This window comes from Nocardia sp. NPDC003726 (assembly GCF_053586955.1).
The window spans coordinates 18891-44151 of the sequence record NZ_JBSFNF010000001.1 but is presented as its reverse complement, the minus strand read 5'-3'; the positions used below and the strand labels follow the sequence as shown (position 1 = coordinate 44151).

General features: G+C 68.8%; 25 protein-coding genes. 18 read left to right on the top strand and 7 right to left on the bottom strand.

Features of this window, described 5'->3' with window-relative positions; translation table 11 throughout:
* The first annotated feature begins 107 nt into the window (after nt 1-107).
* Complete coding sequence (locus ACWDMM_RS00215) at nt 108-1667, top strand: serine hydrolase (RefSeq protein ID WP_449935608.1); 1560 nt, start codon at nt 108-110, stop codon at nt 1665-1667.
* A 137-nt stretch (nt 1668-1804) separates the two neighbouring features.
* A complete protein-coding gene (locus ACWDMM_RS00210; protein ID WP_357104885.1) occupies nt 1805-2239 on the top strand; it encodes a hypothetical protein in 435 nt (144 codons plus the stop codon).
* A gap of 112 nt (nt 2240-2351) precedes the next feature.
* On the opposite strand, the gene ACWDMM_RS00205 is transcribed toward ACWDMM_RS00210, so the two are convergent.
* The 4 genes from ACWDMM_RS00205 to ACWDMM_RS00190 all read right to left on the bottom strand — a co-directional run bounded on the left by ACWDMM_RS00205 (nt 2352) and on the right by ACWDMM_RS00190 (nt 6977).
* Nucleotides 2352-2735 carry a VOC family protein gene (locus ACWDMM_RS00205; RefSeq protein ID WP_357104883.1) on the bottom strand — a complete coding sequence of 128 codons (384 nt, stop codon included), beginning with the start codon at nt 2733-2735 and terminating at the stop codon, nt 2352-2354.
* 298 nt (nt 2736-3033) lie between these two features.
* Nucleotides 3034-3909, bottom strand: coding sequence for a DUF4231 domain-containing protein (locus ACWDMM_RS00200; protein ID WP_449935214.1), 876 nt, complete (start codon nt 3907-3909; stop codon nt 3034-3036).
* Between the two features lie 327 nt (nt 3910-4236).
* Nucleotides 4237-5508, bottom strand: coding sequence for a cytochrome P450 (locus ACWDMM_RS00195; protein ID WP_195081412.1), 1272 nt, complete (start codon nt 5506-5508; stop codon nt 4237-4239).
* 356 nt (nt 5509-5864) lie between these two features.
* Complete coding sequence (locus ACWDMM_RS00190; RefSeq protein ID WP_195081134.1) at nt 5865-6977, bottom strand: hypothetical protein; 1113 nt, start codon at nt 6975-6977, stop codon at nt 5865-5867.
* 914 nt (nt 6978-7891) lie between these two features.
* Between ACWDMM_RS00190 and ACWDMM_RS00185 the strand changes: the two genes are divergently transcribed.
* Together ACWDMM_RS00185 and ACWDMM_RS00180 are read left to right on the top strand one after the other, a co-directional pair.
* Nucleotides 7892-8653 carry a bestrophin-like domain gene (locus ACWDMM_RS00185; protein ID WP_449935210.1) on the top strand — a complete coding sequence of 254 codons (762 nt, stop codon included), beginning with the start codon at nt 7892-7894 and terminating at the stop codon, nt 8651-8653.
* A 98-nt stretch (nt 8654-8751) separates the two neighbouring features.
* The gene (locus ACWDMM_RS00180) at nt 8752-9642 is read left to right on the top strand and encodes a hypothetical protein (protein WP_195081132.1); all 891 of its coding nucleotides are present in this window, start codon (nt 8752-8754) and stop codon (nt 9640-9642) included.
* 163 nt (nt 9643-9805) lie between these two features.
* Here the strand turns inward: ACWDMM_RS00180 and ACWDMM_RS00175 are convergent, their stop codons facing one another.
* Entirely contained in the window at nt 9806-10567 is a 762-nt protein-coding gene (locus tag ACWDMM_RS00175) for a 3-hydroxyacyl-CoA dehydrogenase (RefSeq protein WP_195081131.1), read from the bottom strand.
* A 238-nt stretch (nt 10568-10805) separates the two neighbouring features.
* Between ACWDMM_RS00175 and ACWDMM_RS00170 the strand changes: the two genes are divergently transcribed.
* The gene (locus ACWDMM_RS00170; RefSeq protein ID WP_195081130.1) at nt 10806-11657 is read left to right on the top strand and encodes a crotonase/enoyl-CoA hydratase family protein; all 852 of its coding nucleotides are present in this window, start codon (nt 10806-10808) and stop codon (nt 11655-11657) included.
* 40 nt (nt 11658-11697) lie between these two features.
* Here ACWDMM_RS00170 and ACWDMM_RS00165 read toward each other — a convergent pair whose 3' ends face one another.
* Entirely contained in the window at nt 11698-12360 is a 663-nt protein-coding gene (locus ACWDMM_RS00165; RefSeq protein WP_449935205.1) for a cyclase family protein, read from the bottom strand.
* 142 nt (nt 12361-12502) lie between these two features.
* On the opposite strand from ACWDMM_RS00165, the gene ACWDMM_RS00160 reads away from it, so the two are divergent.
* From ACWDMM_RS00160 to ACWDMM_RS00110, 11 genes are all read left to right on the top strand, one after another.
* Nucleotides 12503-12709 (top strand): hypothetical protein, encoded by a 207-nt coding sequence (locus ACWDMM_RS00160; protein ID WP_195081128.1) that lies wholly within the window; start codon nt 12503-12505, stop codon nt 12707-12709.
* A 453-nt stretch (nt 12710-13162) separates the two neighbouring features.
* Entirely contained in the window at nt 13163-13876 is a 714-nt protein-coding gene (locus ACWDMM_RS00155) for an ABC transporter permease (protein ID WP_195081411.1), read from the top strand.
* Complete coding sequence (locus ACWDMM_RS00150) at nt 13876-14760, top strand: ABC transporter permease (RefSeq protein ID WP_449935201.1); 885 nt, start codon at nt 13876-13878, stop codon at nt 14758-14760. The genes ACWDMM_RS00155 and ACWDMM_RS00150 overlap by 1 nt, the downstream gene beginning before the upstream one ends.
* Before the next feature lie 7 nt (nt 14761-14767).
* Nucleotides 14768-15793: an MlaD family protein gene (locus tag ACWDMM_RS00145; RefSeq protein WP_195081126.1), complete on the top strand. Its 1026-nt coding sequence runs from the start codon at nt 14768-14770 to the stop codon at nt 15791-15793.
* Nucleotides 15790-16803, top strand: coding sequence for an MlaD family protein (locus ACWDMM_RS00140; protein ID WP_449935197.1), 1014 nt, complete (start codon nt 15790-15792; stop codon nt 16801-16803). The genes ACWDMM_RS00145 and ACWDMM_RS00140 overlap by 4 nt, the downstream gene beginning before the upstream one ends.
* Nucleotides 16803-17822, top strand: coding sequence for an MlaD family protein (locus tag ACWDMM_RS00135; protein WP_357104872.1), 1020 nt, complete (start codon nt 16803-16805; stop codon nt 17820-17822). The genes ACWDMM_RS00140 and ACWDMM_RS00135 overlap by 1 nt, the downstream gene beginning before the upstream one ends.
* An 11-nt stretch (nt 17823-17833) precedes the next feature.
* On the top strand, nt 17834-18922 hold the full coding sequence (locus tag ACWDMM_RS00130; RefSeq protein ID WP_357104869.1) for an MlaD family protein: 1089 nt from the start codon (nt 17834-17836) through the stop codon (nt 18920-18922).
* Entirely contained in the window at nt 18919-19950 is a 1032-nt protein-coding gene (locus tag ACWDMM_RS00125; RefSeq protein ID WP_449935192.1) for an MlaD family protein, read from the top strand. Before ACWDMM_RS00130 ends, ACWDMM_RS00125 begins: the two co-directional genes overlap by 4 nt.
* Nucleotides 19947-20918 carry an MlaD family protein gene (locus tag ACWDMM_RS00120; protein ID WP_195081121.1) on the top strand — a complete coding sequence of 324 codons (972 nt, stop codon included), beginning with the start codon at nt 19947-19949 and terminating at the stop codon, nt 20916-20918. The genes ACWDMM_RS00125 and ACWDMM_RS00120 overlap by 4 nt, the downstream gene beginning before the upstream one ends.
* Nucleotides 20915-21598 carry a hypothetical protein gene (locus ACWDMM_RS00115; RefSeq protein WP_195081120.1) on the top strand — a complete coding sequence of 228 codons (684 nt, stop codon included), beginning with the start codon at nt 20915-20917 and terminating at the stop codon, nt 21596-21598. The genes ACWDMM_RS00120 and ACWDMM_RS00115 overlap by 4 nt, the downstream gene beginning before the upstream one ends.
* Nucleotides 21599-21639: 41 nt before the next feature.
* Complete coding sequence (locus tag ACWDMM_RS00110; RefSeq protein ID WP_357104863.1) at nt 21640-22620, top strand: oxygenase MpaB family protein; 981 nt, start codon at nt 21640-21642, stop codon at nt 22618-22620.
* Nucleotides 22621-22636: 16 nt separating this feature from the next.
* Here ACWDMM_RS00110 and ACWDMM_RS00105 read toward each other — a convergent pair whose 3' ends face one another.
* Nucleotides 22637-23401 (bottom strand): TetR/AcrR family transcriptional regulator, encoded by a 765-nt coding sequence (locus ACWDMM_RS00105; RefSeq protein ID WP_195081118.1) that lies wholly within the window; start codon nt 23399-23401, stop codon nt 22637-22639.
* A gap of 148 nt (nt 23402-23549) precedes the next feature.
* Between ACWDMM_RS00105 and ACWDMM_RS00100 the strand changes: the two genes are divergently transcribed.
* Complete coding sequence (locus ACWDMM_RS00100) at nt 23550-24536, top strand: oxygenase MpaB family protein (RefSeq protein WP_449935187.1); 987 nt, start codon at nt 23550-23552, stop codon at nt 24534-24536.
* 214 nt (nt 24537-24750) lie between these two features.
* A complete protein-coding gene (locus ACWDMM_RS00095) occupies nt 24751-25242 on the top strand; it encodes a DUF2505 domain-containing protein (RefSeq protein ID WP_195081116.1) in 492 nt (163 codons plus the stop codon).
* The last annotated feature ends 19 nt before the right edge of the window (nt 25243-25261 follow it).

Here is a 25261-nt window from a genome sequence, read left to right as displayed (position 1 = left end):
CCACAGCAATCTCGACTCAACTAGCCTTTGTCTGGTCTTTTGTCGCTGCAACGGCCAGGAGGCGACCCGTGAGCACACTGCGGCGCGCGTTGCTCGGTCCCACGGCGATGGTGACGGCCGCCGTCCTCGCGCTGACCGGATGCGGCGGCGACCGAGCCGACACCACGCAAACGGGGGCACCGTCCCCTTCCGCGGCGCTGCCCAACCAGATCGCCGGGGTGCCGATACCGGACGGCCGGATCGATGATGCCGTGAACGAGCTGGACCGGCTCGCCGAAGACCTGTTCGCCTCCTCCGGCGTTCCCGGTATGGCGATCGCCGTGGTGCACGGCGGGAAGGTGGTGTACAGCAAGGGATTCGGGGTCCGCAATGTCGTGACCAAGGAGCGGGTCGACCCGGATACGGTTTTCCAACTGGCGTCGCTGTCGAAGCCGGTCGGGGCGACGGTGGTCGCCCGCCGGATCGCCGCCGGGGGCGTCGAATGGGACACTCCGGTCCACCGGCTGCTGCCGTCCTTCGCCTTGGCCGATCCCTACGTCACCGAGCACGTCACGATCGGCGACCTGTACGCGCACCGATCGGGTCTGCCCGATCATGCGGGCGACCTTCTGGAGGACCTCGGCTACGACCGCGACCAGATTCTGGACCGGCTGCGGCTGCTGCCATTGGGTCCCTTCCGGACTTCGTACGAATACACCAATTTCGGACTGACCGCTGCTGCCGTCGCCGTGGCCGCCGCCGCGGGCACCCAGTGGGAGACGTTGTCCCAGCAGACGATCTACGGCCCACTCGGCATGAAATCGACCAGTTCTCGCTACGCCGACTTCGCCTCCCGCGCGAACCGGGCCGAGGGGCACGTGCTGATCGACGGGAAATACGAGCCTGCGAACCCGCAGCGCCAACCGGACGCCCAATCCCCGGCGGGAGGGGTCAGCTCCTCGGTGTCCGACATGGCCGCATGGATGACGATGGTGCTGGCCGACGGTTCCGCAGGTGGCTCGGTCCTGGTGCCCCCGGAGGATCTCCTGCCCGCCATCTCCCCCCAAGCCGTGTCCGCGCCACCGAAAACGCCGGACGCGCGAGCCGGGTTCTACGGATTCGGTTTCAATGTGAGCGATTCCGCCTCCGGCCGCGTCGTGCTCGGTCACTCGGGGGCGTTCGGCCTCGGCGCGGCCACCGCGTTCACCCTGATCCCGTCCGCCGACGTCGGCATCGTCACGCTCACCAACGCGGCGCCGATCGGGGTGCCGGAGACACTGAACGCGGAGTTCGCCGATCTGGTCCAGTTCGGGAAGGTTCAGCAGGACTGGCGCGCTCTCTACCGCGAGGCGTTCCAGCCGCTGGGCGCACCGGCGGGGGCGCTGGCGGGCAAACAGCCGCCCGCCAAGCCCGCTCCCGCCCGGTCATCGGCGTCGTATGCGGGCACCTACGACAACGCCTACTACGGGCCCGCGACGATCAGCGCCACCGATCAATCGCTGACGCTCACCCTGGGTCCGAACAACATGACCTTCCCCTTGACGCACTGGGACGGCGACACTTTCGTCTTCACACCGCCCGGCGAGAACGCCAATCGCGGATCGCTCTCCCAGGCCACCTTCGACGGTGACCGGCTCACCCTCGAGTACTACGACACCGAACACCTCGGCGTGTTCACGCGACGCTGACCGTCGCGGCACGCCGACCGCGATCCGGGGCCGCCGAGCACGGCACCGCCGCCGATCGGGGATATCGCCCGTCCATTTCCCAGGGGTTTGCCGACCGCGGTTGCGGGAAGTCGCTGAATGCAGGAGAGGAGGCAGTGATGACCGAACCGAACGAGACATACGACCCGCCGCAGGACACCGGCGCGCCCGACTCGGTCGAAACCGATCCGGCGGCTCTCAACAGCGCCGAGGATCTGGACGAGGACCGGCTGCGTTCCGACCCGCTCGAGGCCGGAATGGACCCACCGGAGCACTGGAGCGGCGTCACGAAGTACGGCGTGACGCAGTGGGAGCAAGCTCATCCCCGATCGATCGGAGACCGGCTCGCCGAGGAAGAGCCCGACACCGATCCCGGTCGTGACCCGGAGCCGGAGGCCGCCGGAAGCGAGGACGACCGGCGGCTCCAGGACATCACCGACGACAGCGAGCAAGTGCCCGCCGCACACCGCTACGAGGAGGAGATCGGCGTAGCGGCCGACATCGCGGGCGGCTCGGTGGGCGAGGACATCCGTCGCCCGGCGCCACCCGACTGACGGGCGCGGCCGATCGGTGGACGCTGCCGCGGCCCGGCCCGCCATCGGAGACGATCGCGCGATCGCTTCCGTGTGGCGGGCCGAGTCGCGTCCAGGTCCCCGGCTGCGGTTGTCACTCCTCCGGAAGCCACACCAGGCAGAACGTGTGCCCCACCGGGTCGGCGTAAACGCGGAACGCTCCATCGGTTCGGCCCTGCACGAGAGTCGCGCCCAACGCGAGCGCCGCAGGCTCCGCTTGCTCGATGTCGTCCACCAGGACGTCGAAATGTACCTGCTGCGATCCCTCGGGATCGGGGAACCGCGGCGGCTGGTAGTCGGGCGCCGTTTGGAATGCGATGCGCCGGCCCGAAGTCTCTACGAGAACCACCCAATCGTCGTCATCGTCCTCGAGCAGGTCTCCGCCGAGCAGCTCTTGGTAGAACCTGGCGAGTTTGCGCGGTTCGGGACAATCCAGCACCACGCTGCGCAACTGCCCGACCCCGTTGTTCGATGCCATACTCCGACCTCCTGACCTATGCCATTCGTCGTTGCCTACCCGCGCCGCTCGGCGGCAAACGCCGCACGGCGCCCAGCGTCGCGCACGGATTCGGTGGAGACAGGCCGGAGCGAACGCAACGGCCCGCCCGGCGCATCGCGATACGCCGGACGGGCCGCTTCCCCGTTCGCCGTGCGACGCCGCCACGTCACACAGCCCGTTCATGGTAAGCGCCGATGCCCGGCATATCCGGCAGCCACGCCGGATCATCCGATGTCCGATCGCTGACGTCGCACCGGTCACCGTCCGTGCGCGAAGGTCATTCGCCGTGCGAGGCCCGCCACAGCGTGTGTTCCCGGCTGATCGCTTCCTCGGCGTCGGATACCGCATCGGCCCAGTCGGCTTCGGTGTCGTGCTGTTCCAAGACTTCGGCCACGATGCTCAGTTCGTTCGAGGCGACGGCATAGGCGGCAGCGCCGGTGCTGTGCTGGCGAGCCGACGACCATGCGGCCAACCCCGCGACCGCGGACGCGAAAATGCCTGCCAGATCGAAGCTCACCGCGTTGAACGCCTTCACCAGCGCTCCGGCGACACCCGCTACCTCGAAAACCAGTGCCAGCGTGCCGAACAGCTGCGACCTGCGCTGATGGTATCCGGATTTGCTCGCGTACCACCGCTGTTGCTCCCGGATGCGGTCGTCCAGATAGACGCGTCGCCGTTCGTCGAACGGAGCGGAGCGCAGCTGCCGCATCCGAGCGGTGATGGCCGGGGCAGTGGTCGGCCGCAGCGCGAGCGCCGAGATGTCCTGACGCAGCAGCATGAGTCGCTCGATCAGCATCCGATCGGCGTCGGCGGCGGACAACGTGCCTGCGAACGGCGCGCCCTGCACCGCGTACTTCCAGGTCAACGTTTTCACCGACTCGGCGAGCGCGCGACCTTCGTACCAGGACTTGCCCGGACGGCCGCGCAGGACGCCCACATCCACCGCGAGGATGCCCACGAAGGCCATCGCGGTGAGAATGGCCGCGATATCGGTCCCCGACGAGCCGACGCGGAAGGTGAATGCCGCACACGCCGCCGCCACCACAGCCAGCAAGAGCCGGGTTCCGTAGGCGCGAAGAAAGAACTTCTGGCCGTACAGCGATGCGGTGTCCGCGGACTGGAACAGCCCCGGGTAGTCGTCAGCGTGCTGCACGGGACGCGGGACGCGTTCGAACCGACATGGCCGAAGTGTACCGGGTTCGGGGTAGCACCGAATCTATTTGCACCGCACCCGAATCCGGTTGTGCCACGACGCGGTTTCCTGGGCCCGAACGCGGGCGTACAACTCGCCCCCATGCCGCTGACCATCGTCGACGAACCATCCCGTCCCCGCAGACGAATATCCACATCGGCGTGGCGCATCCGCCGCGTCGGTGATATCGCCGTGCAGATCAGCCGCTTTCACCGCCGAGCATCGGTATGGACCCGAACCGGTCGGGTCACACCCGTTCCACTTGCGCTGTGGCCCGGCGGCTCACGCCTACCCGAGGTGAACCGGCGCCGACTTGGGGAAGACGACCGGCAAGGCCATCAGCGCCCGGTGAAACGGTCCCGGTCGCCACTGCAGTTCGCTCTTCGGCTGGCCCAGTTGGATTTCCGGCAGGGCGTCGAACAGCTGATCGATGGCGTTCTGCACCGTCATGTAGGCGACGGATTTGGCCGGGCAGGCGTGCGGACCCGCACTCCACGCCAGATGGGACCGATTGCCGATACGGCTGCCACCGGGCTCGTCGGTACCGCGGATCTGGGGGTCGTTGTTGCACCCGGCGAGACTGATGACCACCGGCTGGTCGGCGGGCAGCCAGACACCGTCGACCATGATCGGCTGCCGCGGGTACGTCGTGCAGAAGTTCGCCATCGGCGGGTCGTTGAACAACACCTCGTCGAGCGCGTCGGTGGTGGACAGATTCCGTCCGAGGACGTCGCCGAAGCGGAACCGGTCGTCGGTGATCATCAGCAGGACCGCGTTCGTCAGCAGATTGCGCTGCGCCTCGAAACCGGCGCCGTAGAAGCTCATCAGCTGGGCGAAGATCTCGATATCGTCGAGTTCGGTGGAGTGGTGCGCCAGCCGTGAGGTGACGTCGTCGCCGGGCTGTTTGCGCTTGAGCCGGATCAGCTGCATCAGCGCGTCCTTGAGCATCTTCATGCCCTCGGGGCCCCGCACGGTGTCGAAGCGCGCGGCCATGCCGGTCGCCACCCGCTCCCCGATTTCGGCCGGGCAGCCGACCATCTGGTTGAGCACTTCCAGGACGAGCGGAAACGCGTACTGGGTGACCAGATCGGCGGATCCGGTCGCGCAGAAGGTGTTGATCAGCGGAACGGCGATCTGCTCCACCGTGGCGGGCACGTCGAACAGATCGATCCCGTCGATGGCGTCGACGGAAGCATGCCGGTAGCGATCATGGGCCAGTCCGGTGTTGTAGCGGGCGGCCGGATACCACTCCATCATCGGCCGCACGGGCGAGTCCTCGGGAATGGTCTTCTGCCAGGTGCGCGGATCAGCTGGGAAATGGTCGGGATCGCTGAGGATCCGCACCGCGGTCTGATAGCCGATCACCAGCGTGGCGGGCACGCCGGGCGCCAGTTCGATCGGAACCAGCGTGCCGTGTTCGCGGCGCATCTCGCGATACGCGCGGTGCGGGTCGGCGACGAACTCCTTCGTATACATCGGGACACGTGGGGCGTCCGCTTCCGTCACGGGGCCGTGCTGGACGGGGCACGCTCCGGCTCCAGTGGTGTGCGGCGCGGCCATCGGGGACTGTGGTGTGGTCAAGAACGTGACTCCAGGTTATGGAACAGCAATTCGACGAACGTGATCTGTGAGCGGGTACACGTGCCTTCCAAGACCTGTTGTCCAGAGCTCGGCGACCCGCTTACGCTAGCAACATAGCAACGCTCCGATCCCGCCGCTGACGTAGGCGGCGCCGATGGGCGCGAGAACCACATTCGGACAAGGCAATTCACCGGCCATCAGCCCGCAAGCACACCGTACGCGCTGGTCGGCAGCGCACGATCCGGTGCTCGCGCATCGGCGCCGGATCGTGCTGCGCGCGTGCGGACCGCTGGCGTCGCCCCACCATCACGCTCCGTCGGCTATCGCCCGGCAGATCACTGTCCGGGTTCCGCGCCGCCGGTCAGCGCGACCGTGGTGGCTACCGCCTGCCGAGCGGCGTCGACGGTGCATCGGCCGAGTCCGCAGGCGGTGGCGACACCGTAAGCCGAGCGCCCGGCGGCTTGTTCGAAGAGAGCGAGCGCACGAGCGCTGTCCTCGCCGGAGTCCGGAGAGACGACACCGGCGATCACTTTCCACTCGGGATCGAGCTTGCGCAACGGCGCGTAGAACCGCGGCTCCAGCGGCGCGGGCTCGGCGCCGTAGGCGCATGGGATATGCACCGGGGGTAACGGTGTGCCCTGTCGGCGCAGTAGCCGTGCGGTGCGGCCGAGCAGCTTGACCGCCGGAGCGAGAGTGCGCGGGGTGAGCAGGCTCTTGTGCTGATAGTCGCCGTAGCACAGGTGCACGATCGCTTCCGCGCCGATCTCGTGCATCCGCCCGAGGAAACCGGCGAGCTGCCGTGCGATCAACGGCGCGAGCGCCCACTGCGAACGCAGTTGCTCGGCCTTGACCATGCTCAGCAGCGCGATCGGCGACTCCACCTGCCAGACGACACGGTCGCCGTGCCGTTCGACGACCTCGGTCATCTCCCCCACCACCGCTTCGGTGAACACGGGAAGCTGCCGAAGCGCGCCGACCACGAGCCCGGAGCGCCGGACGGCAGGCCAGACGGGGAGCCCACCGGAGACCGCGGCGCCCGCGAAGACGAACATCGCCAGATCCAGCGGACTGGGCTGGCTGATCTGCACTTTCGTTCCGGCGAGCGCCGGCCGGTCGGCGCGCAGCGACTCGAACGTCTCCACGACCCGGCCGATCCGCTCGACCCGGTCCATCGACACATGCCGCGGCTCCAGTGTGCAACCGGATCTCAGCCCGTAGCTGGGGAAATCACCGTAGTCGGCGTAGTCGCCGGGGCGGACGATCTCGAAGACGTCGGCGTGCTGTTTGCGCGTACGCAGATAGTCGAGAATCCAGTCCGGATCGAGATCGCAGGGCACGGCGGTCACCGGCCGCCCCTCGCTGTGGTCGGCAAACCATTGCATGACGGCACGATCACCCGTCATCAGCTCGGCAGGCAGGCTGCCGACATAATGCGCGTATCTGGTCATCTGTGGCTCTTCTGTTGTCTGGACGCGCGATCCGCGACCCAGGATCTTCCCGTTACGCCGATCGGTAGCTGTGCAAGCGTACCTGGACGCGCTCCGATCCCGCATCTCCTGATGTTCTCACGCTATCGACGCGCGGAGGGGCGTTTCCGGATGCATTCCGCCGTCGTGGTGGGCCATCCAGGTATTCGCGCCTTCGATCTACCTCGGTATCAAATCCTCTGTGAGCCAAGGCAATAGGTCGACGATGCGTCCGGGGGCGGGTCTGCTGCCGAAGTCGCGGCCGATGAGCACCACCGTCACGAGATTCCCCGCATCAGCGCACGTTCTGGCGACACAGGATGCTTGCCGGCAGTTCCCCGCGGCCGGTGACCCGGCGCGACCCCGGAGTCGTGGACACCCCGCACACGGCACACCCCCGTTCCGGGTGCGTGCGGCGGGACATTCCCAAATTTCGCCACAGGCAGGCGGTTTCGCGGTCTACTATCGGTGTGGTCCGAACCGGTCTGTCGGATCGGACGATCTCACGGCGCCTGATTCGCAACGGCGCCGCGTCGTGTCACCGCTTTGCCGTGCATCACTGATCAGATCCGAACAGTCGCAGACTCTCGACGGCGTGATCGTCGATCGTCTCGGTATCCATCTCGGGGGTGAGGGCCACGCATGATCATCGAAATGCCTGTCCGCAGCGGTTCCGGCGCGCCGGATAGCCGAAGGCTGCCGAACGTCTCGCGGGATCTGGTCACGCCCGGTCGGCACTGACAGCTACCCAGCTCGAAGACGCTCCCGCAACCACGCCGTCGCGCCATCGCCGCGGCCGCGCGCTTCGTGGTGCGCGGAAATCGCGCACCACTCCAGTGCGACCGGCCCTGCGACGCCACGGTCGCGAGAACCACTCAGACAGAACGGAGTCCCGCATGGCCTTCGAGTTTCTGGTGCCTGCTCTCACCGCGCTCGTCGCGGTGGTCGTCTTCGTCTCCGGTGATCGCCTACATCCGAAGGCATGGCGGCACACCGACGACGACACCGTCGGCGCGCTGGTGCTCAACTTGATCAACACGATCTTCATGGCGGTGGTGGCATTCATCGTGGTCATCGCCTGGCAGCAGTACGACAACGCGCGCAATCACACCATCGCGGAAGCCAAGGCGCTCATCGATACCTATTGGGCCGCGCACGGGATGCCCGAACCCGACCACGCCCGCGTCCAAGGTCTGGTGCACGACTACACCCAGCAGGTTCTCACCGACGAATGGACCGTCATGGCCGACGACGGTCGTCTCAGTCAATCCACCCAGGACACCCTCGACACCCTCCGCGACGCGGTGGCCGCGGTGAATCCGGTCGATCCCGAGGTCGACGCCCTCCGGACCAGTGCGCTGACCAGCCTGGACGCGGTGGCGCAGGCACGCGCCGATCGCGCGCTCGACGCGGGCTACCGGGTACCCGCCTTCCTCTACCTGGCCATGTGGATCTGCACGGTGCTGCTGCTGTTCAGCGTGGTCCTCTCCGGCGTCCAGGTCACCAAGCGCACCGTCGTGACCACCGCGCTGCTCGGCGCCATCGTCGGCGTGGTGATCCGGGCGATCTACAACCTCGACGAGCCGTTCTCCGGCGGGAACGTGGTCCCGAAGGAGGCTTTCGAACTCGCGCTGTCGCGGTACCAGCACACGACATGAACTTCCGGCCGGTTTCGACTATGACTAGGCGACTGCACATGCGACCCAACCGAGACGCATCTCGAACACCCGGATTGGCAAAGGGGTTGGCCACTGCGATGTTGCCCCTGACCGTGGCGGCATTCGTGGCTCACCCGTCGGAAGCATCCGCCCAGGCGCCGCCGTGGCCGCCCTTCGGTGACCTCGCCACCGGGAGTTCGGGCACTGCTACCGGTTTCGACCCGGTGGGCGCCTTCCCGGGTGGTGGTTCGAGCGGCGGCCCCGCCGTGTCGTCCGGCAGCGCCGCCGAGGGCGATACTTCGGGCGGGTCCCTGAGCCTCGGTCCGATCAGGCTGCCCTCCGGCAGCGCCGGTCTCACGCCGAGCGGCAGCGGCGGTGCAAGCGGTCCTCTCGCCACCGGAGATGCGGAATCCGGCGTCACCCACCCGGTGGACACGACGCCACGCCCGGACGTCACGGCGGAGCATCCAACCGCGGCGCCGGGAGTCGACGCGGGCAGCGCCCAGCTGGCATGTACCGGCAGCGCCGTGACGGGAAGCGCGTTGCTGCTGCTCGGACTGGTGACCGGCAGCGGCTTCGGCTCGCTGGTGCCGGGTCTGATCGGCCCGGGGTCCAGCGGATCCGGTCTGGGCAGCGCCGCCGTCGGCAGCGCCGCTACCGGCAGCGCGGTGCTGACCTGCCTGCTGCTGCTTCCCACGACCCCGCCCGAGCCCATGAGCCCGCTGCAACTCGGCCCGCCCGCCCCCGTTCTCCCCATCGTCCCGGCACCTGCCGCCGTCCCCGTACCGGTCCTGCCGCGGGCCGACCGCCCCCTCCCCGAGTCGCCCCCTCGGCCGCAGAACCGGCAACGGGGAAGGGACATACAAGCCGTCGAACCGGCCCACGACCCGGACGCCTGGAGTCTCATGAAGCTGATGACGGTATTGGTGGTCACCGTCATCACCGTGGTCGGGATCCGTCTATCGCCCGGCTCCAAGCGACCACGCTAGATCTCGATCGACGCCGGTCGGCTCGATCGACCGGGCAGCCTACGTGGTGCTGTCGGGCTTCCTGACCAGCAGCGGGAGGTCCTGAGACGAAAAGGGCGGTGCGGATGCGGCTTACGCCGACACCCGCACCACCGCTGCCTTCGGAGCCCCGATGGGCACTACCTCAGCGCGGCGCCATCCGGATGGCGCCGTCCAGGCGGATGGTCTCGCCGTTGAGCATCGGGTTCTCCACGATGTGGCGCGCGAGCGCGGCGTACTCGGCGGGATCGCCCAGGCGCGACGGGTGCGGCACCTGCGCGCCCAGGGAGGCGATGGCCTCATCCGGCAGCGTGGCGAACAGCGGCGTGTGGAACAGTCCCGGCGCGATGGTCACGACCCGGATCTTGATCGCCGCGAGGTCGCGCGCCACCGGCAGGGTCAGGCCGACGATTCCGCCCTTGGACGCCGAGTACGCGGCTTGTCCGATCTGGCCGTCGAAGGCCGCCACCGACGCGGTGTTGATGATGACACCACGCTCCTCGCCCACCGGATCGGTCTTCGCGATCCGCTCGGCGGCCAGCCGGATCACGTTGAAGGTGCCGATCAGGTTGACGTTCACGACCTTGGTGAAGTCCGCCAGCGGGAACGCCCCGTTCTTGCCGACGGTCTTGATCGCGTTGCCGATACCCGCGCAGTTCACCGCGATCCGCAGGTCGCCCAGCTCCTGCGCGGCGTCGAGCGCCGCCGTGACCTGCTCCTCGTTCGTGACGTCCGCCGCGGCGAAGACCACGCCGTCGCCGAGTTCTTTGGCCACGGCCTCGCCGGAGGACGACGGCAGGTCGATGATCACGACCTTCGCTCCCTTGCCGTGCAGTTCCCGCACGGTCGCCAAGCCGAGTCCCGACGCACCACCGGTCACCGCAGCGACCGCGTTGCTGATCTCCATCCCACTCCTCTTCTCCGGGTTGTCCAACGACGACGCGAAACGCCGGCCGATCGGTCCGCGCCGCCACCCCGGTGCGGGGCGCCAGGTGCCGTGACCGATCGGGACACGGCGACAGGCTAACCGCCCAGGGAGCATTAAGTAAACAGTCATTCTCGTTCGATTCGATCCGAGGGTGCGACGATGTCCCGCGAACCCCCTGCAAGAGCGCACATGTCGGCGTGATGGCACAGTGTTCGTTATGGCCGATATTCGCCTGGACGTCTCCGACGCCATCGCCACCGTCACCCTCGACCGCCCGCGGCAGCTCAACGCGTTCACCACCGCGATGGGCGCAGAGCTGATCGAAGCCTTCGACACCTGCGACCGCGACGATTCCATCCGCGCGGTGATCATCACGGGCGCTGGTCGCGCCTTCTGCGCCGGCGCGGACCTGTCGGCGGGGGCGGAGACCTTCGCCGCGGGCGACAACGACGCCGCGGAGTCCTTCCGCGACAGCGGCGGCGAGCTGGTCCTGCGCATGTACGAATCCCGCAAGCCCATCATCGCCGCCGTCAACGGCCCCGCCGTCGGCGTCGGCATCACCATGACGCTCGCGGCGGACTTCCGCATCGCCGTCGACAACGCCCGTATCGGGTTCGTCTTCAATCGGCGCGGCATCGTGCCCGAGTCCTGTTCCAGTTGGTTCCTGCCCCGCTTGGTGCCGATGCAGACCGCACTGGATTGGGTGTACTCGGGCCGACTCGTCGAGGCGGCCGAAGCGCTCGAGGCGGGACTGTTCTCCGCGCTGTATCCGGCGGACACCCTGCTCGACGAGGCGCATGCGCTCGCGCGCCGCGTCACCGAGCATTCCGCGCCGGTCTCGGTGGCCCTGTCCCGGCAGATGCTGTGGCGCAACTTGGGAGCCGATCATCCGATGATCGCGCACCGCATCGAATCTCGCGGCATCTACCACCGGGGCGCGAGCGCCGATGCCAGGGAAGGGGTCACCGCCTTCCTGGAGAAGCGGCCCGCGCGCTTCCCCGACAGCGTCGACCGCGACCTCCCGGACATCTTCGGCGACGATCTCGCGGTGCCGCCGTTCCGGCCGTGAATTCTCGGCGAGACAGTGAATTCGGCGGACGAGGGGCCGTTCAATACCGGTGGTCGATCCACGCCACGACACGCAGGGGGAACGACCCCATCCCGTGCACCGGTGCAGGTAGCGCGACCAGCCTGGCGCCTGTGCCGGGAAGCGCGTCCAGGTTGGTCATCTGCTCGATGATCGGGATTCCCGCTCCCAGCAGCGTGTGATGGCACGGACGCGTCGGCAACGACGTGTCGTCGGCGTCGAGCGAGTCGATTCCCACCAGCGCGACGTTGGCGGCGACCAGCGCCTCGGCGACCTCACCGACCAGGAACGGATGTGCGGGGTCCCGGTACTCGGCCGAACCCCACCTGGCCGACCACCCGGTGTGCACCAGCACCGCCTTGCCCCACAGCAGCGCCGGATCGCCGAGCACGTCCGGACCCACCGCGCGCAGTCCCGACGCGCGGATCACCACGATCGGCACATCGAGCAACCGTTCCAACGGCAGCTCGGCGATGTCCGCGCCCTCCGCGTGGAAAAGGCGAGGCGCGTCGATGTAGGTCCCGGTGTGGCCGACCATGTCCACCCGTGCGATGTCGAATGTCATGTCGATCAGCGGTGATCTGTCCGGCGCCACTTCGGTGGTGATGCGCGGGGCAGGCTGGCCCGGATAGGTGAGCATGCCGTCCGAGACCGGATGCGACAACTCCACGATCGCTCGGCTCATACCCCGGACGCTACCGGCCGATCCCGTGCTCGTATACGGAGTCGCCGCGTGCTCGCACCCTGGCAGAACCACGAGCCGCAGGATCGAATCGGCCCGTGCGCTTCGCCGCGCGGAAGCGCAGAATGGATACCGGAAGGTCGTCATGCGAGCGTTACAGGGCCTGCTCGGCGTCGTGCTCGGGATCCTCACCGCCGTGCTCGGCACGGTACTGGGGCTGGTGGCGGCCGTGCTGTGGCTCGTCGGCGCGGTGCTGTGCGTGACGGTCGTTCTCCTTCCCCTCGGCCTCCCGGTCGTGAAACTCGCCCGCCGCCTGCTCACCCTCTCCCGGCGGCTCATGCGTCTGCCCTGATCGGGCGTCGCCGCGCGCCGGCGGGTATGGCCGAACCGCGGGCGACGGTCGCCGCGTCACGCACGAGGCCGACGACCGCCAACCGTCCGGCTCCAGCGGGAACCCGACTCGCCTCCGGCAGCATGGAACGGATGTGCTCGAGTCCAGACCGGATAGCCTTCGATCGTTTTCGTGAATCTCAACCCATCCGATCCGCCGAATTGATAGCCTTATCGCGGTTGAACTATCAACGGCTCAGCACTCCGCGCACGGAGCGATAGACGACCTCTCTTCGGGCGACGGGTTGGATTGTTGCGCGAGGAGTGGGACGTGTCCGAGCATGCGGCGTCCGCCGAGTGGCCCTCCGGCGGGGAACAGGGCGCGGTTCCGCTCGCGGTCGCGCTGGCGAGCCGGACCGCTTCGAGCGCAAGGACTTTCGGTCGCACGGTGCGACTCGGCGCACGCTCCACCGCCATGCTCGCCATCGATCTGGTGCTGCGCCGGTTCCCGGTGCGGGAGGCGCTGGTGCAGGCGTGGTTCTTCGCCTCGGTGTCCCTGCTGCCCGCGATACTGATCTCGCTGCCGATGGGCGTGGTGATCGCCGTCCAGGTCGGCAGCATCACCGAGAACGTCGGCGCCGGTTCGATGGCGGGCGCGGTCGGCGGCATGGGCGTGATGCAGCAGATCGCGCCGATGGCGGCGGCCCTGCTCGTCGGCGGCGCGGGCGCGTCGGCGATCGCCTCCGATCTGGGAGCGCGCACGATCCGCGAAGAGATCGATGCGCTGCGCACCATGGGCATCGACCCGCACCGCAGGCTCGTCGCGCCCCGTCTGCTGGCGATGACCGTGGTGGCGCCGATGCTGGCGGTGCTGGTCATCCTGATGAGCATCCTGGCCAGTTTTCTCGTCGCCTCGGTCGGCCAAGGCGTCGCGCCGGGTTCGTACTGGCTGTCGTTCGGCAGCTTCGCCACCGTCACCGATCTGGTGATCTGCATCGGCAAAGCAGCGGTTTTCGGCTATCTGGTCGCGGTGATCGCCTGCCAGCGCGGGCTGGAGGCGCGGGGCGGACCGAAAGGCGTGGCCGATTGCGTCAACGCTGCGGTCGTGCTCGGACTGCTGGCCTGCTTGATCGTCAATCTCGTCATCACCCAGGTGGTGCTGTTGTTCGTGCCGTTGGGATTCCTGTGATGGCCCTGCGAAGCGGGCCGCGAACCGCGCGGCCGTCGGAGTACCGGCCCCGTGGCCTGCGCTGGACACGACACCTGACTCGGTTGTGGGAGCCGCTGGAGGAGTTGGGGTTTCAGCTGCGCTTCGCGACCGCGGCGTGTCTTGGCGCCGGTTACGCGCTACGCCGCTACCGCAAGCAGGTGGTCGCGGTCTTCACCGACCTGGCCTGGGGCGGAGGACGATCGGTCATCGTCGGCGGCGGGGTGGTGCCCGTGCTGGTCATCATGGGCGTGGTGGCCGGGGCGATGATCGGCATCGTCGGCTTCACCGCGCTGGACATGCTGGGTATGGGCCCGTTGGCGGGCGCGATGTCGGCGCTGGCGAACCCGAGGGAACTGGCCCCGCTCATCGCCGCCGTCGGCTTCGCCGCGCAGGCGGGATGCCGGATGACCGCCGAGATCGGCGCCATGCGGATCTCCGAGGAGATCGATGCGCTCGAAGCGCAGGCGATCGACCCCATCCCGTACGTGGTGTCCACGCGGTTGGTCGCCGCCGTGATCACCGTGATACCCACCTATCTGATCGCGCTCGCGCTCGGATTCCTGACGACCCGGCTCACCGTGACCGCGGTGCACGGCCAGGCGTCGGGCGCCTTCGCGCACTACTTCCACATGTTCGTCGCGCCCACCGACTTGGTCTACTCGCTGATCAAAGTGGTGGTCTTCGTGCTCGTGATCACCGGCGTGCACGCCTACCAGGGCTTCTACGCCACCGGCGGCCCCGAAGGGGTTGGCATCGCCTCGGGCCGGGCGATCCGGGCGAGCCTGGTGCTCATCGCATCGACCGACATGGTGCTGACGATCGCCATGTGGGGCTTCGACACCGACAACAGTTTCGCGGGGTGAGCAAGTCATGAGTCGTGCGGCGCAGTTCTCGGTTCGCGGTCCCGGCCCCGCCGGTCTGCGCTTGCGCGGGCTGGCGCTGCTCGCGGCACTGGCCGTGCTGGCCGTGGCCGTCTGGCGCACCTCCGAGCCCGCCCGTGCGGACCTGGCCGGTTTCGACCTCGTGATGACCGGCATCGGCGACGGCGTCGGCACGCACACGCCGGTCCGGCTGCGCGGCATGACGATCGGCTCGGTCGAGGCGATCGAGCCGATCGGCCCCGACCGGCAGCGGGTACGAGTCGGCGTCGAAGCGCCGCGGCTGACCGAGCTGTCGACGACCATGCACACCCGTTTCGTCTCCGCCAACGTCTTCGGATCGACCGCGCTGGAACTGGTCCCGATGCCGGGCGGCGACCCGATCGCCGCGGGCGCGACGCTCGATATCGGCGATCGAGTCGACAACTTCACCGTGACACGGATCCTGCGCGACTCCGGCCGCGCCGTGGCCGACGTGCTGACCTCCCGCATGACGACGTCGCTGGAGAACGCGGCGAGCCTGACCGATGCGGTGGCTCCGATGCTCACCTCGGCCCTGCTGCTCGCGCGCACCTGGCAGCGCGCCCGGCCCGGCCCGCTCGCCGACCTGCTGCGCGAGTCGGCGGATGTCGCCGAAGGCGTCGGTGCGTTCACCCCGTCGGCGCTGAGCATCCTCACGGCCCTGGCGTCGGTCACCGAACTCGACGACGACCTGCGCACCCGCCAGGCCTCCGACACCATCTCCGAGGTCTCCAACCTCGTGTTCGCCTTCGCCGGACAACTGGTCGGCGCGCTCGGCCCCACCTCGCAGGCGGTGGACATGCTGCTGGACCTGGTGATCCCGCTCGATCGGGCGATGCGGGGAGTCACGCCGCGACAGCTGCACGATCTGGCCGCCGGCATCGACGGGGCGCTGCACCGCCGCGACGACCGGGTGGTGCTCGACGTGGAGGTGCTGATCGCGGCGGTGCCGGCGTTCCGCTTCCCGGTCCAGGCCACGGGCGGTGCGCCGCGATGAGGACACCACGAGCCGCCGCCGTGCGCCTGCTGCTGTTGCTGCTGGTCGTGATCGCCGTGGTCACCGTGGTCGTGCAGGCGATCCACCGGCCGGTCGGCGGCGAGACGACCGAGTACCACGCGGAATTCGGCGACGTCTTCGGACTGCAGCAGAACGCGGACGTGCGGCTGCGCGGCGTTCAGGTCGGCAAGGTGACCGGCATCTCGCTGACCGCCGATCATCGCGCCACCGTCCGCTTCACCCTGCTGTCGCGGTATCGGCTGCGCAGCACCGACCGTATCGCCGTCCGCTTCCAGAATCTCACCGGGCAGCGGTATCTGGCGGTCACCGCCGAGGGGCGAGGAGCGTTCCTCGACCCGGCCCAACCGGTGGTCGACACGGTCGACTCGTTCGACATCACCACCGTGTTCAACGGATTGCGCCCGCTGCTGCGTGAAGCCGATCCCCAGGTGTACAACAGGTTCGCCGCCCACCTCGTCGCGATGGTCGAGGGCAGCGACGGCGACATGGCTCCGCTGCTGCGCGATCTCGCCACGCTGACCGCCTACGCCGAGGACCGCACCACCCTCATCGCGACCATCGTCGCGAATCTCGACGCGCTGTCGCAGCGGCTGCGCGGACGCTCGGCCAATCTGGAGAACATCCTGCGCGTCTTCCACTCCATCTTCATGCCGGTCGCCAGCCGGATGGAGGAATTCCTGAGCCTGATGGACAAGGGTTCGGTCGAGATGACCGAGATCGTCCGCACCGCCGAGGCACTCGCGCGGCTGCTGCTCGGCGCCCGTGACAGCTCCGACGCGCTCACCGAACGCATCCACCAGGCCATCCCCGACACCACCGCCGCCGTGCGCGCGCTGTCGGCCCTGCCCGGCCTGCTGGAAGCGCTCAACGCGCTGATCCCCCGCTCCGAGCCCTCCCGGCACTGTTCGAACGGCACGGTCGCACTGCCGATCACGGCGGCCGTGCTGCTCCACGGCCGCCCCTTGACCGTTTGCGAAGGGAGTCGGTGATGCGATTGGTCCCGGCGCGTCCCGTCGTCTCGCTCGGGCCGGAAACCCCTTCTCCCCGAACGCAATTGACGTGGGCGCTGATCAGCGTCATCGCTGTCACACTGGCTTTCACGACGGTGGGCGTGCTGTATCTCCGCCCGCCGGACTCTGTGACCTATCGGCTGCACTTGCCGGAAACGGGTGGACTGACCACCGGCGACAGCGTACGGATCGCCGGCGTGAAGGTGGGCCGGGTGCTGTCGATCCGACTGGGCGAGGATCACGTCGAGGTCGAATTCATCGTGCGATCCGAACAACGTCTCGGTGACCGCACCGCCGTGGACGTGCGGATGCTCACCCCGGTGGGCGGGCTGTACCTGGCGCTGCTGCCAGCGGGCGCGCAGCCGTTGCGCGCGCCCATTCCGATGGAGCGCGCGCACCTGCCGTTCCTGGTGAACGAGCTGATGCCGGAAACCGTCAGGGTGACCGACCAGATCGACACCGAGTCGCTACGCAAGACGCTCGACGCCGCGGCGCACGCGCTCACCGACGCCCCCGGCGCGGTTCGCCAGGCGGTGTCCTCACTCGGTGCGGTGGTCGGCGCGCTGGCCGAGCAGAAGGATCAGGTCCAAGGGCTGCTGGCCCTGTCCAACGAATACCTGGCGACCGCGCGGGACAACGAGATGCTGGCCACCGAGGTGATCCGCGCCTACGCCGTGCTCGGACCGCAGATCGTGGCGGCGCGATCCAAGGTCGAGATCTTCGCCGACAAAGTGACCGCCGTGGTCGGGCTGCTGTTCGACTTCCTCGCCGGTCCCTACGCCGAGAAGCTGGAACCGCTGTTCTTCCCACTGGAGCAGAGCCGCGATCTGAGCCGCGAGCTGCTGAGTTCGACGGACGCCGTCATCGCCGCGATGACCCACACCATGGAAGAACTCGCCGGACTGGCCGGACCGGAGGGTCGAGCGCTCATCGATCAGAGCGGCCTCACCGTGCGCCGCCCCGACGTCTGTCTTCCGGTCCCGGGAGCGGGGTGCTGATCATGTGGCCGATGCAGAGCGGACGACGCCGGGCGCCTGCGATCCTGATCGCGACCGCGGTGGCGGTGACCGCGGTGGCCGGCGCGGCGATCCACGACGCCGAGCGCCACACCCGTGCGGTGTGCGCCTTGTTCGACGACACCTTCGGGCTCTATCCGGACGCGCCCGTGACGATCCGCGGTGTCGCGGTCGGGAAGGTGCGAGCGCTCGTGCCCGACCACCGACACGTCCGGGTGGAGATGACCATCGGCGAGCGCCCGCTCTCGGCTCGTATGCGGGCCGTGGTGATGAATTCCTCGATACTCACCGACCGTCGCGTAGAACTGGTGGACACGCCGGTGCGGGATGGACCGGCGCTGCCCGCGGATCACTGCGTCGCGCCCGACCACACGGCCACGCCGGTGAGCGTCTCCGACGCGCTCGGCTCCTTCACCGGACTCCTCGACGATCTGACCCGTCCCGGACCGGACGGCGCGACGCCGTTGCGGGCCCTGCTCGACGGTACGGACCGCGAACTGCGCGGACTCGGCCCCGCCGTCGACCAGCAGCTGCGGCAGCTGTCCGACCTGCTCGCCGCGCCGGACGCGTTCCTGGCCCAGCTCGGCGAACTACTGGACAACTCCGCCGAGCTGAGCCGGTTCGTCGCCGCGGAATGGAGCGACATCAAGACCTCGCTGATCACCTTCGGGCCGGGGCTGGAACTGCTCGAACGCACGCTGGTGATCGTCAAGATCCTGGTCGGCAAGCTCGCGGCGGCGATCGGCCCGCTCGACCGGCTGTTCAACCACCACTTCCCCTACCTGATGGAGATCCTCGAATCCTCGGTGCCGATAGTGACGCTCGCGCGCACCAGAGCCGAGGAATCCCGTGATCTGCTCGCGGCCATACCGGGGGTCATGACGATGTTGCGCAGCATGATCGAAGACGGGTCCGGCCTCAGCTTCGACTATCGTCCGCCCGCCGTCGTTCTCGGCGCGGCCGATGCGACGGCGCTGTGCGCATCGGTGCCGGATCCGCCTACCTGTCAGGCGCTTTCGGCGCACGCGGCCCAGCTGCCGTTGCCACTGGCCGTTCTCGCGACCGTCGGAGGCGCACGATGAACGGATGGCGACGGCCGAGTGGTCCGCGGCTGCTGCTCGCGGGCATCGTCACCCTGCTGCTCACCGCCTGCGGCTGCGGTTTCGACCCCAGTGACCATGCCCTGCCCGGCACCGGCGTCGACGGACCCGCCTATGGCCTCGCGGTCGAGTTCGAGTCCGTGCTGAGCCTGCCCGCGGGCGCCCGGGTCAGCAGCAACGGCGCCGACGTGGGCCGGCTGCGGTCGATCGATCTCCTCCCGCACGCCGCGGTCGCGCACATCGACGTGCGTTCGGACGTGCGCCTGCCCGTGGGAACGCGCGCCGAACTGCGGCAGAACACCGTCCTCGGCGACATCTACCTCGCACTGCTGCCGCCGCCCGGCGACGCGGTCGCACTGCTGCGCGACGGGGACACCATTCCGTTGCGCGACACCGACACCGGCCCGCAGATCGAGCAGATACTCGAGCGGATGGCGGCGTTCGTCAACGGCGGCAGCGCCGCCAGGATGCAGGACGCCGTCGAACAACTCGACCGCGTCCTCCCCGCTGATCCGGCCGAGACCAGGGAACTGGCGGGCCGCGTAGCCACCGACCTCGGCGCCGCGGCCGACGGTGTCGGCGACATCGACCGGATCGTCGCCGCCACCGATCAATTGGCGCGGCGGCTGCACCAGATGCGCGAGGAGGTCGGATTCCTCTTCTCGGAAACGGCTGCGCGGCGGCTCGGCCGTGTCCCCGAATTCATGACCGCGGTGCTCAACGTCGTGATCGACGTCAACACGCTCACCACCGGGCTGGACTGGCTCATTCCCCGGCTGCCCCACCTCAACGACGCGCTGGAGCGAACGGCGGTGCTGTTGCGGGACCCGTCGCCCGATGCCGCCGTCTGGACCGGCAACGGCGCGCTGCTCGCGGAGTTGCTGTCCGGCAAAGTGGTTCCGTTCCTGGGCAATCCGGCGCTGGAACTGCGGCGGGTCGGACTCGCGGGCAGTCCAGACCGCGATGTGGACGCGCTGATCCTGCTCCGGCTGATCGGAGTCCTGCCATGACCAGGATTCCCGCCTGGCTGTCCGGCGTGGCGCTCGCGGTGGTCACCGCGCTCGGCAGTGGCTACCTGGTGCTCGGTGTCCTCGACCTGGAACCGATGGCCGCGCGCGACCATGTCACGGTCCGGATGGACCACGCCGCCGGCCTGCGCCCCGGCTCGGCCGTCGTCTACCGCGGCGTGGACATCGGCACCGTCGACGAGGTGCGCAGCGTGCCAGGAGGTGTCCGGCTGCGGCTGTCCTACGACCGTGCCCGCCCGATCCCGGTGAACAGCGTGATGAAAATCGAGAACCTCTCCGCGCTGGGCGAACCGGTCTTCGCCTTCCTACCGGGCGAGCCCGGCCGCGCCGGCTACCTGCGCGACGGCGACGAACTCGCCGGCTCGGTCGACACGCCCGCCACCGTGCCGGAACTGCTGGCGGCTTCGGCGCGGCTGCTCGACCAGGCCGACGCGGCCGCGATCAGCCGGTTGGTGGACACGTTCGCCGCGGCGGTCGAGCACGCCCCGCAGGTGGCTCCGGCGATCGAGCGGGCCGCCGGACTGCTCGCGGTCACGCTCGCTCGGCACGAGCCGTCCCTGGAAACGGTGTTGCGCAATCTGCTGCGGCTCATGCCCGACGCCGACTGGGTGCGGCCCGCGCTGACCGCGGCGCCGCCGCAACTCGACCGGTTCGGCGCGACGCTCGGCGTGTCCTACCAGTACCTGTTCGAGGGATCGGCCCTGCTGCGCGGCCGTGAAGTGCTCGGCTCGTGGCGGGAAGAGGAACAGCAGTTCGTCGACTTCCTGAGCCGGCTCGCGCCCGAACTCGGCGCGCTCGGGGTGGCGCTGCGGCCGGTGTCCTCAGCCGCCGGGCCCGCGCTCGGGGCGGTCGACATGGCCACCCTGCTCGACCGCGCCCTCAGCGCACTGCCCGGCGACCGCCTGCGGATCACCCTCCGGACAGCGCAGGCCGACGAAGGAGAACGATGAGCACCACGGACCGGATCCGCCGGACGACGCCGGACGGCACGACATCCGAAAGCGCCGCTGCCGACGATGCGGAACCGGCGGATACTTCCAGCGAACCCGCGGGACCACGAGTCGGGCGCATTCGCGGGATACGCGCACTCCGTCGATGGGCCCGTCCCACCGCCGCCGTGGTCGCGGCCGCCGTCGTGACCGCGGTGGCTTTCGCCGCCGGGCGGCTCAGCGCCGGTTCCGATGACGAACTGGCGTCGTTGCGCGCGCAGCTGGCCGTGGACGCCGCCGCCGAACAGGCCGCCTCGTCGTACGCGCTCAATGTCTCGCAGGTACGCCCGGGTGACATCGAGGGATGGCGCAAAGCCTTGCAGGCCGGCGTGAGTCAGCAACTCGCGCCGAAGCTCTCGGCTGCCGTCGACGTCGTCGGGCCGTGGTTGTCCCAGATGGAATACACCGCGACCGCGAAACTGCTCGCCGCGAAAGTCTCGCGCCGCGACGGCGATCTGTTCGTGGTCCAGGTGTTCGTCGACATGAATTCGCGCAGCAGACAGACCCCGGAGGGCGTCACCGCCACCGCCGCCTACACCGTCACGCTCAACCGCGCGGCCGCCTGGACCATCACCGACGTCGGCGGCGTGACTCCCGATCTGCCCGCACCGACCCCCGCGCCTGCACCGGCGCCCCGATGAAGCGCGATCCGCTTTCGCAGTCCATGAGACAGGAGAAGATGATGACCAGAGCCTCACGCGATTCCACCAGCACGATAGAAGCCGCGCGCCCCGATGCGGCCGCCGCAAGGGTGGTGACGGTCGACGGAGAACCCATCGAACTGGTGTCGCCGGATTCCATGACCGCCGAAATGGTCGGCCATTGGACCTATCTGGTGGTCGAGGGCGCCGCGTTCGCGATGCAGGGGCTGCATCCGGTGATCCGCGATGTCGTCGACCGGTATTCCGTCGCCCGCACCGATCCGCTCGGCCGCGCTATCCGCTCGGTCGACTCGGTGTTGCGCTGGACCTACGGCGGCATGGAGGCCATCGACGAGGGCAAACGGCTGCGTTCCCTGCACGAGCCGCTGACCATGCGCAACGCGGAGGGCAGACATATCAGCGCCCTCAACCCCGAGGCGTACCAATGGGTCATCGCGACCGCTTACGTCACCACCGCCAAGGCGGGGCCGTTGCTGATCGGACGCGAGTTCACCGCGACGGAGCTGGACGATCTACTCGCCGACAACATCCGCATCGCGCGGATCCTGCGCGTGCCGATGAAGGGCTATCCGAAGACCAGGGCGGAATTCGACGCCTACTACGAGCACATGGTGTCGGATGTCCTGTGCGCCACCGACGACGTCCGGCAGCAGTTCGCCGACCTGCGCTCCGGTGACAGCGAGCAATTGCGGGCGCTGCCCTTCCCGGTCCGCTCCCTGGCGCGTGGGCTGGCTCGTCCCCTGCTGCGGTTCAACTATCTCTCGATCGTGGGAATGCTCGATCCGCGCCTGCGGGCCATGATCGGGGTGGAATGGAGCGAGCAGGAGCAACGACGACTCGAACGGATCTACGCGGTCATCCGCCTCGCCTACCGGGTGCTGCCGGAGCGACTCACCTACTTTCCCATCGCCTACCACGCCAGGAAGCACCACCGGTGCATCGAGCGGATGAAGCAGCGAGAACTGAAATCCGCGGCGTATCGCGTGCGTCCCAAGCAGTAGCCGCTGCCGGAACGGGCTAACCGCCGCCGGGATGCGGGAAAAGCAACGGGGCGAGGAAACGCCGGGCGAACTCCTTCGCCGCCGCGGTGTCGGCCAGCGGCAGCGCGCCGTGCGGGTTCGAGATGAACGACATGGTCAGGCGGACGAACAGCTCGGCGACCACCTCGGCATCGAAGACACCCAGTTCGCCGCGTTTCTGCCAGTGCACGATGAAGCGCGCGACCAATGTCCTTCCCTGCTCGATGAATTCGTCGCCGGTGAGGAAGCGGGTGAGTTCCCCTGCGGCGGACGAGACGCGGAGGCTGCGCGTCAGCAACCGTGGGGCCTTCGCCTCGCTCACGAACGCCGAGAACATCTCCGCCAGTGCGCTCACCGGCCCCGCCGAGCGCTGCACCGCCTCCGCCACGATGATCCCGACGCGTTGCGATTCGGCCATGAGGGCATAGCGGACCAGGGCCGATTTGGTGCCGAAACGGCGATAGACCGTGGCGACGCCGACGCCGGCCTGCTCGGCGATGCGGACCATCGTCGTCTCCTCGAAGCCGACCTCGGCGAAACAGTCGCGGGCGGCCTCGACGATGCGACGGGATCGGGCATCCAGCGCGGTGAGATCGGCCCACGCGTCGCCCACCGCGTTCAGGAACTCCGCGACCGCCTGTTCACCGCCGCGTCCCTGCGGGCGCACGGAGGCGTGCGGGCCGGCCGGGCCGACGTCATCCGCGGCCTTGTCCCGCCGGGTGCTCGCCTCGGGCTTGCTCGAATCGTTTCGCTGCGCCCTCATCGGCGTGAGCCTACCGCGCATCGTTCGCGTCACCTCGCCACCACCATCGGCTCTTCCACCGCCCCCGTCGCAGCGGATCTCGTCGTACCACTCCAGAAATGATAGTCTTGAAGCTATGTCACTATCACCCGTAGTTCAGAGGTGACCCATGGCAACGAACGCAGAGCTGCCCGTTGTTTCCGAGCCCGCCACCGCAGCGGCGCTGTCCGATCGGGTGCGCCCCGAGGTCATCGCCGAGTTCCGCAAACACACCGGCAGTGTGCTGTCGGGCGTGTTTGCCGGCGCCGCCTTCGATCAGGTCGCGCTCGTCCCCGTCGCCGCCGCCGTCGACCGCACCGGTCGCTTCGCCGCGAACTTCGCCGACCGGGGCGTGCGTTCGGGTTTCTCGGCGCTGCTGGCGATGTGGGGCGATCCGGCCGACCGGCTGGCCGAGGCCGAATGGCTCAAGCAGCGCCACCGTGACGTGCACGGCCGGGGCCGCGGCGACTATCGGGATGTCCGCTACAGCGCCCTCAATCCGCAGACGTGGATCTGGGTGGGGGTCAGCGGGATGTTCGTCGCGCTGAACACGTTCACCTACTGCACCGGGACGGTGCTGCGGCCGGAGGAGAAGGAAGCCGCCTATCAGCTGCTGCGGGAAGGGTTTTCCGGGCTGGAACTGGCCGCGCGGTCGGGCAAGCTGCCGCAGGACCTCGCGTCGGCGACCGAATACTACGACGCGATGGTGGAGCGGGAACTGGCCGCGAACCCGTTCCTGGTCGAGCAGTTCGCCGGCCTGACCCGGCTGCCGTTGCCGACCCTCGGGCTGCCGCCGCTGGCTCGTACCGTGCTCATGCCGTTGTGGCTGCTGCTGCGTCCTCTCGCCGGTCACGTGATCCAGGTGTGCTCGGCCGAGGTCATGCACCCCGGCGTCCGTTACATGGTCGGCTTCGAGCTGAAACAGCGCCATCACCGGGAGTTCGCGGTGTACGTCTGGTTGCTGCGGGCGGCGTGGCGGCTGCTGCCGGATCGCCTGCTGCTGCTCCCGCTGGCCTACAACCGCCTGCAGTACGAGAAACTGGTCCGCTACCACCGAAGGTTCGCGCTGGACTCCTTCGCGCCGCCCACGAGCACGGCGGGCGGCTGCCCGATCTGAGGCGGGGCCACCGCGCCGATGGCCTGATGATAGTCTCAGGAAATCTGACTATCGCTACGCTGAGCCGTCCCCAGCTGCGGCACCGCGGAAGCATACGGGCATGGTGTGCCTGCGTGGAACACGATGGTCCGCAACACAATCGGGCCCGTCCCGGTAGGAAGCCCCGGCGATTCAGCGGCTCGGGAGCGCCGCGTGGCGGGTAGCGTGTGCCGCTATGGCGACCCCTGTGGTGTACACGGCCACCTACTCCCATTCGGCCGAGGCGCTTCGCGCGGCGTTGTCCGACGAGCAGTACTGGAAAGACCGGGTCGATGAGGTCGGCGGAGTGCTCGTCGCCTTCGACGCCGCCGACGACCGTGTGCGCGTGCGCATGACGCAGACCGTCGCGGCGGCGGAGTTGCCCGGCGTCGTCACGGCGGTGCGACCGGAGGGCCTGGTCGTGACCCGCACCGAGATCTACGCCCGCGACGGCGGCAGTTTCGACGCTCGCGTCGAAGGAGTGCCCGCGCGGGTGAGCGGCACCGTCCGGCTCACCGAGTCCGGCACCGCCGCGGTGGCGATCGTGGACGGTGCGGCCGAGGTCGGCATCCCGCTGTTCGGCAGGAGGATCGAAGGCGCGGTCGTCGCCCGGCTCCGCGACGTGCTCGCCGCGGAAGCGGAATTCACCGATACCTGGATCACCGGCCACCGCCGCGTCGATCGGTGACCGTCACGCAAGCCCGCGG

Excerpts from the sequence above, each read along its gene's own strand:
- ACWDMM_RS00215 (WP_449935608.1), top strand. The coding sequence starts at position 108 with ATGGTGACGGCCGCCGTCCTCGCGCTGACCGGATGCGGCGGCGACCGA.
- ACWDMM_RS00210 (WP_357104885.1), top strand. The coding sequence starts at position 1,805 with ATGACCGAACCGAACGAGACATACGACCCGCCGCAGGACACCGGCGCG.
- ACWDMM_RS00205 (WP_357104883.1), bottom strand. The coding sequence starts at position 2,735 with ATGGCATCGAACAACGGGGTCGGGCAGTTGCGCAGCGTGGTGCTGGAT.
- ACWDMM_RS00195 (WP_195081412.1), bottom strand. The coding sequence starts at position 5,508 with ATGGCCGCGCCGCACACCACTGGAGCCGGAGCGTGCCCCGTCCAGCAC.
- ACWDMM_RS00190 (WP_195081134.1), bottom strand. The coding sequence starts at position 6,977 with ATGACCAGATACGCGCATTATGTCGGCAGCCTGCCTGCCGAGCTGATG.
- ACWDMM_RS00185 (WP_449935210.1), top strand. The coding sequence starts at position 7,892 with ATGGCCTTCGAGTTTCTGGTGCCTGCTCTCACCGCGCTCGTCGCGGTG.
- ACWDMM_RS00180 (WP_195081132.1), top strand. The coding sequence starts at position 8,752 with ATGTTGCCCCTGACCGTGGCGGCATTCGTGGCTCACCCGTCGGAAGCA.
- ACWDMM_RS00175 (WP_195081131.1), bottom strand. The coding sequence starts at position 10,567 with ATGGAGATCAGCAACGCGGTCGCTGCGGTGACCGGTGGTGCGTCGGGA.
- ACWDMM_RS00170 (WP_195081130.1), top strand. The coding sequence starts at position 10,806 with ATGGCCGATATTCGCCTGGACGTCTCCGACGCCATCGCCACCGTCACC.
- ACWDMM_RS00165 (WP_449935205.1), bottom strand. The coding sequence starts at position 12,360 with ATGAGCCGAGCGATCGTGGAGTTGTCGCATCCGGTCTCGGACGGCATG.
- ACWDMM_RS00160 (WP_195081128.1), top strand. The coding sequence starts at position 12,503 with ATGCGAGCGTTACAGGGCCTGCTCGGCGTCGTGCTCGGGATCCTCACC.
- ACWDMM_RS00155 (WP_195081411.1), top strand. The coding sequence starts at position 13,163 with ATGCTCGCCATCGATCTGGTGCTGCGCCGGTTCCCGGTGCGGGAGGCG.
- ACWDMM_RS00150 (WP_449935201.1), top strand. The coding sequence starts at position 13,876 with ATGGCCCTGCGAAGCGGGCCGCGAACCGCGCGGCCGTCGGAGTACCGG.
- ACWDMM_RS00145 (WP_195081126.1), top strand. The coding sequence starts at position 14,768 with ATGAGTCGTGCGGCGCAGTTCTCGGTTCGCGGTCCCGGCCCCGCCGGT.
- ACWDMM_RS00140 (WP_449935197.1), top strand. The coding sequence starts at position 15,790 with ATGAGGACACCACGAGCCGCCGCCGTGCGCCTGCTGCTGTTGCTGCTG.
- ACWDMM_RS00135 (WP_357104872.1), top strand. The coding sequence starts at position 16,803 with ATGCGATTGGTCCCGGCGCGTCCCGTCGTCTCGCTCGGGCCGGAAACC.
- ACWDMM_RS00130 (WP_357104869.1), top strand. The coding sequence starts at position 17,834 with ATGCAGAGCGGACGACGCCGGGCGCCTGCGATCCTGATCGCGACCGCG.
- ACWDMM_RS00125 (WP_449935192.1), top strand. The coding sequence starts at position 18,919 with ATGAACGGATGGCGACGGCCGAGTGGTCCGCGGCTGCTGCTCGCGGGC.
- ACWDMM_RS00120 (WP_195081121.1), top strand. The coding sequence starts at position 19,947 with ATGACCAGGATTCCCGCCTGGCTGTCCGGCGTGGCGCTCGCGGTGGTC.
- ACWDMM_RS00115 (WP_195081120.1), top strand. The coding sequence starts at position 20,915 with ATGAGCACCACGGACCGGATCCGCCGGACGACGCCGGACGGCACGACA.
- ACWDMM_RS00110 (WP_357104863.1), top strand. The coding sequence starts at position 21,640 with ATGACCAGAGCCTCACGCGATTCCACCAGCACGATAGAAGCCGCGCGC.
- ACWDMM_RS00105 (WP_195081118.1), bottom strand. The coding sequence starts at position 23,401 with ATGAGGGCGCAGCGAAACGATTCGAGCAAGCCCGAGGCGAGCACCCGG.
- ACWDMM_RS00100 (WP_449935187.1), top strand. The coding sequence starts at position 23,550 with ATGGCAACGAACGCAGAGCTGCCCGTTGTTTCCGAGCCCGCCACCGCA.
- ACWDMM_RS00095 (WP_195081116.1), top strand. The coding sequence starts at position 24,751 with ATGGCGACCCCTGTGGTGTACACGGCCACCTACTCCCATTCGGCCGAG.